Consider the following 5779-nt stretch of genomic DNA (forward strand, 5'->3'; position numbering starts at 1 on the left):
CTACTCGGTCAACGCCAAGCTCACCAGCGAGGGCGCCTCCCAGAGCATCGACATCGCCAAGGGCACCGCCGTCCCCGTCGGGATCGGCAGCGGCAACGGCAGCGGCAAGCCCACCACCCTGCTCGAACTGCGCGTCACCGGCTGACCACCACCCCCGCATCACCACCTCTCACGTTCGGGAGCCCACTCATGCCTCGCACCTCCTCGTCCCGCAACCTGCGGGCGGGCGCGCTGACCGCCGTCCTCGCCGCCGGAACCCTGACGACCCTCGCCACACCCCCGGCCGGCGCCGTGGTCGGCAACGCGGCCGCCGACGGTTCCTACGCCTTCACCGCGCGCCTGGCGATCGGCGACACCCTGCGTGCCTGCACCGGTGCGCTGGTCGACCGCAACTGGGTGCTCACCGCCGCCTCCTGCTTCGCCGACGACCCGGCGCAGCCGCAGGCCCTGGCGGCCGGCGCGCCGAAGTGGAAGACCGTCGCCACCGTCGGCCGCACCGACCTGACCACCACCGGCGGCAGGACCGCCGAGGTGTCCGAGCTGGTGCCGTACGCCGGCCGTGACCTCGTCATGGCCCGCCTGGCCACGCCCGTCGACGGCATCGCCCCGCTGGCGGTCGCCACCGCCGCGCCGACCGCCGGGCAGACGCTGCGCGTGCCCGCGTACGGCCGGACCAAGGACGAGTGGGCTCCGCTCAAGCTCCACACCGGCGCCTTCTCGCTCGACACCGTGGCCGCCGCCGGCCTCGGCACGACCGGCACCGGCGGCGCGGCGATCTGCAAGGGCGACACCGGCGCCCCCGTGATCCGCGAGACGGGCGGCAAGGCCGAGCTGGTCGCCGTCGCCTCCCGCTCCTGGCAGGGCGGCTGCCTGGGCGTGCCCGCCACCGAGACCCGCACCGGCGCCTACAACACCCGCGTCGACAACGTCGCCGGCTGGGTGCAGCAGACCCGGGCGAAGTCCCTGGGCTGGAAGACCCAGGCCCTGGTGCGCAGCGACGCCAACCTCTACTTCGCCAGCCGTCTCTACGACGGCGCCTGGACCCCGTACGAGGACGTCCAGGCCACGGCCGGCGCCATCGGCGGGGTGCGCGCCGTCGCCTCGGCCGGCATCAACGCCGACACCCACATCATCGCCCTGGGCGGCGACGGGCACCTCCACTACGCCATCCGCAACCTCGACGGCGGCTGGAAGCAGACGTTCGCCGACCTCAACGTCGCCCTCACGGACCTCAGCGGCATCACCCAGGTCTCCATCGCCTCCATCGGCGACAACCTGCACGTGGTCGTGGTCGCCAACGGCACCCTCTACCACTCCATCCGCAACGGCGCCGGCCAGTGGACCGCGTTCAACGTGGTCACCGACGTCACCGGCCCGCTCAACGGCATCACCGCCATCTCCGCCGCCGGAGCGTCCGGGGACGCCGGACCCGAACTGCACATCGCGGCCGTGGCCGGCGGAAAGGTCTACCACACCCTGCGCACCGGCTCCGGCAGCTGGGGCACCTGGGGGGCGGTCTCCGAAGCCGCGGGCAGCACCGGCCCGGTGAGCGGCGTCGCCGTCTCCCGCCAGGGCAACGACCTCAACCTCGCCCTCATCGCGAGCGACGGCCAGTACCACACCATGCGCTACCTCAACCACACCTGGCAGCCCGTGACGTCCCTCGGCGGCGTCATCGGCAACGTCACGGGCACCAGCATCAGCGCCACGCCCGTCGACACCGACGCCGTGTTCGCCATCGCCACCACGGACAACAAGGTCCTGCTCACCGCCCGCCACAACGACGGCACCTGGGCCGCCCCCGAGAACCTCGACCTCACCGCCATCCCGGGCAACCACACCGGCACCACGATCACCGGCACGCTCTGACCGACGCGCTCCGACCGGCGTCCTCCGACCGGCGCGCCCTCCGCGCGCCGATCCGTCGTGCGTCCTGGCGCGGGGTGGTGGTCCACTCCCGCGCCGGGGCGCGCGCGTCAGGAACTCCCGAGGGCAGGCCGCCCCCGGCCTTCCCCGACCGCACCGTCCGTCCCCGCCCCGCCTCCGGGGGCGGGGACGCCCCTCCCAGCACTTGCCTCGATCACGGGAAAACGCCCTGCCGCAGCCCGTCGCCGCCCTGCCCTGTCATGCGCAGGGGCCTGCAAGCGGCTTACAGGGCGTGCGTTATCGTCAGCCGTGAGCATTTTCCCCCGGCAACGACCAGGTTCCTCGGGCCGCCGCAAATCCGCCAAGGGCGGCCGTCTCGCCGTCCTGGACGGCCTGCGCATCCTGGCCGCGCTGATGGTGGTCTTCCACCACTACATCGGCTACGGCGGCGGTACCAAGCCCGAGATCAGCGCCTGGGGCAAGCCGGCCGAGCAGGTGTTCCACCGCGCCTCCGCGCCCGCCGCGTACCTCTGGACGGGTATCTGCCTGTTCTTCGTGATCAGCGGCTTCGTGATCTGCATGAGCAGCTGGGGCCGCCCGGTGGGCGACTTCGTCCGCTCCCGGGTCATCCGGCTCTACCCCGCGTACTGGTTCGCCGTCCTGCTCACCACCGCGGTCGTGACGATGTGGCCGCTCGTGCGCCAGCCGCTCCCCTCCGAGCAGGTCCTCGCCAACCTCACCATGTTCCACGTGGGCCTGGGGATCCCGAACGTGGACGCCGTCTACTGGACGCTCTGGGCCGAGCTGCGCTTCTACCTGCTGTTCGCCATCGTGGTGTGGCAGGGCGTGACCTACCGGCGGATCGTGGCCTTCTGCTCGATCTGGACGGTCGCCGGCATCGTCTCGGCGAGCACCAAGTGGCCGGTCCTGGAGTTCTTCGCGATGTCGGACGTCTCCTCGTTCTTCGTCGCCGGCCTCGCGCTCTACCTGGTCCACCGGTACGGTCCCAACCTCATGCTCTTCGGCATCGTCGGGATCAGCTGGATCCTCTCGGTGCTCTACACCATCCAGCACCAGCACGACGTGAACACCGTCCTGGGCCGGCCCGAGCTGCCGACCTGGCCCGCCGTCCTGCTGACCACCCTCTCCTACCTCGTGATCACCGCGGTGGCCATGGGCTGGGGCTCCCGGATCCAGTGGCGCTGGCTCACCTTCGCCGGCGCCCTCACCTACCCCCTCTACCTCCTCCACGAGGCCATGGGCTGGACCGCCCTGCGCGCCCTCTACGACCACGGCACCAAGCCCTGGACGGCGGTCGCCGTCGTCACCGCCGGCATGCTCGTCGCCTCCTGGCTGGTCCACCGGCTCATCGAGAAGCCCCTGACGCCCCGCCTCAAGACCGGCATGACCAGGAGCATCGACCAGCTCCGCGCCGCCGAACCCCTCCCCCCGCAGCCCGCCCCGGCGCCGACCCGGGCCCCCGGCGTCCTGGAGACCGTCACCACCCCCTGGGCCACCGCCTTCACCCCCAGGGACACCCGCCCGCCGCAGCAGCACACCCCCGACTCCTACTGACCCACCCCACCCCCGCGGCCCGACAGGGACCGGCGCCACCCGGCACCGGTCCCTGTCCGCGTTCCCGGCCTCATCACCCCCTGTCGGCCTCACCGGCCTTCGCCCCCCGGCCCCGGTGCTTCGGCAGCTCCGACGGTGCGGGCCGGTCGGGCCGGTCGGGCCGGATCGCGCTTCCTCCTCGACTTGCACGCCCTCGACGCGCCAGGTAGGGAGAATCGCCGGAAGATCTGTACCGACACGTACCATCTGCTGTGCGTCAGGCATGTGACGGTGCGTCCTCTCGCACTGCTGCGAGCCGACCCACGTCATGCCGATGAGGCGCGTTCACCGCGCTTCGGCGAATCGGACGGAAGCCGGTTCGCCCGAATGCGTGTGGCCGGCCCGGATCCCGGCAGAGCCCTTCAGGTGTTCCGGCCCCGAGGAGGTCGCGGGTGATGACGAGAAGCTCCATAGCGTGACCGGCGCCGACGCGCACCAGGCACTCAACGGCCGCCGAAAGGATTCGGCCGACGCGACTCAACGGTGAACACCCCGCACCCGCAGCCGATCGGCCGCAGTGTCGGAGGCCGACCGGCTCCGGGATGGAGTTCGCCGGATTTCCTAGGAGAGAAGCAATGCCACTACTGGCAATGATGCGGCCTGCCCTCAGACAGACCGTCGTCGTGCTGGCCGCGCTCGCGGCCGTGCTGATCCACGGGGCGCAGACCCCCGCGTACAGCGCTTCGATCAATGCGATCACCGGTATCACCACCACCTGGGCCGGATCGCCGTCCGCGCCGCTCCATCCCGGGATGACCGTCACCACGCAGATCACCTGGTGCGTCCCGGACGGCAGCCATGCGGGTGACACCTTCTCGGTCACGATGCCGGCGCAGCTCGCGAACTTCCCGTCCGGCACGCAGACCGTGCTGGACGGCACCGGCGCGGCCATCGGCACCGCCACCATCGCCGGCCGGCCCGCCGTCGTGACGTACACCATGGGCGCCTATGTCGAGACGCACACGGGCGTCTGCGGGCAGACCACGATCAGCGCCCAGCTGTCGACCGACAACAACGGCGCGCAGGACCTCGTCTACACGACGAACGCGGGGGTCACGTTCACCACCCCGATCGTCGTCGAGCCGTGGCCGCCCCGCAATCCCGCCAACGCCGAGAAGTACGGGCTCATCTACACCGGCACCGCCTTCCCGGACACGAACATCGTCTGGGTGATGCACACCCCGGCGAGCACGACGGCCACCACGGCCACGTTCACGGACACCGCCCAGGCCGGCCAGGCCTTCAACTGCGCGGCGTTCGTACCGGGGCTGACACTCCCCTACTCCACCGATCCCTCGTCCACCATCGCCCAGCAGAACCTGGACACGGCCACCAACACACTGGGCAACGACGTCACCTACACCGGCACGGCCACCCTCAACTCGTGCACTCCGACCGGCATCTCGGTCACCGTCACCGTCCCGGCGAACACGAGCGTCGGGCTGATCCTGCCGGTGACGATCACGGACAACACCCTCAAGCAGTTCTCGGACACCGTCGTGGTCGCCATGGGGAACGGCACCAGCCAGAACGCCGGAACCTCGCTGGACAACCCGAACTGGAACAACTCCGGCGGCGGGAACAACCTCTCCATCGTCAAGTTCTCCACCGACGAGGGCCCGACGAACGGCGACCACAACACGGCACCCGGCAAGTCCGTCCCCGCCGGGACTCCGACGCCGGTGACGATGACCGTCAGGAACAACGGGTCGCTGGTGCTGAGCAACGTGGAGGTCACCGACAGCACGACGTCCGGCCCGGCCCTCACCGGCCTGTCCTGTGACTTCTCCCCGTTGGGCGGCCCGGCCACCGGTACGACCTGGGCCGGCCCCTTCGTGCCGGGCGCGACGTTCGACTGCACGGGGACCATCCCGGCGATGGAACCCGGCACCCAGGAGACCGACACCTCCACGGTCACCGCCACCACCATCGCAGGCGTCACCGTCACGGCCTCGGACTCCTTCAACGCGGCGACACCGCCCTCGACTCCGGCGCTGACGATCGCCAAGTCCGCCTCCCCGACGACCGTCTCCACCGCGGGCCAGACCGTCACATACTCCTACCTGGTCACCAACACCGGAAACGTCGACCTCACCACCATCGGAGTGACCGAGACCCAGTTCTCCGGCACCGGCACCTCCCCCACGGCGACCTGCCCGGTCACCACGCTCACCCCCGGCGCCTCCACCACCTGCACCGCGGCCTACACCGTCACCCAGGCGGACATCGACGCGGGCACCGTGACCAACACCGCCACCGCCCACGGAACCCCACCCAGCGGCCCGCCCGTCACCTCACC

The 5779-nt window shown here is 71.2% G+C and carries 3 protein-coding genes; all 3 read left to right on the forward strand.

All coding sequences use genetic code 11. The features are described from left to right. Window positions 1–189: 189 nt before the first annotated feature. On the forward strand, window positions 190–1869 hold the full coding sequence (locus tag ACWGKU_RS10100) for a trypsin-like serine protease (protein ID WP_452180384.1): 1680 nt from the start codon (window positions 190–192) through the stop codon (window positions 1867–1869). A 306-nt stretch (window positions 1870–2175) separates the two neighbouring features. After that, window positions 2176–3441, forward strand: coding sequence for an acyltransferase family protein (locus ACWGKU_RS10105; RefSeq protein WP_452180385.1), 1266 nt, complete (start codon window positions 2176–2178; stop codon window positions 3439–3441). 614 nt (window positions 3442–4055) lie between these two features. After that, window positions 4056–5779: DUF7507 domain-containing protein (locus ACWGKU_RS10110; protein ID WP_452191396.1), on the forward strand; the 1724-nt coding region annotated here is incomplete at its 3' end.

This window comes from Kitasatospora sp. NPDC054768, assembly GCF_053612025.1.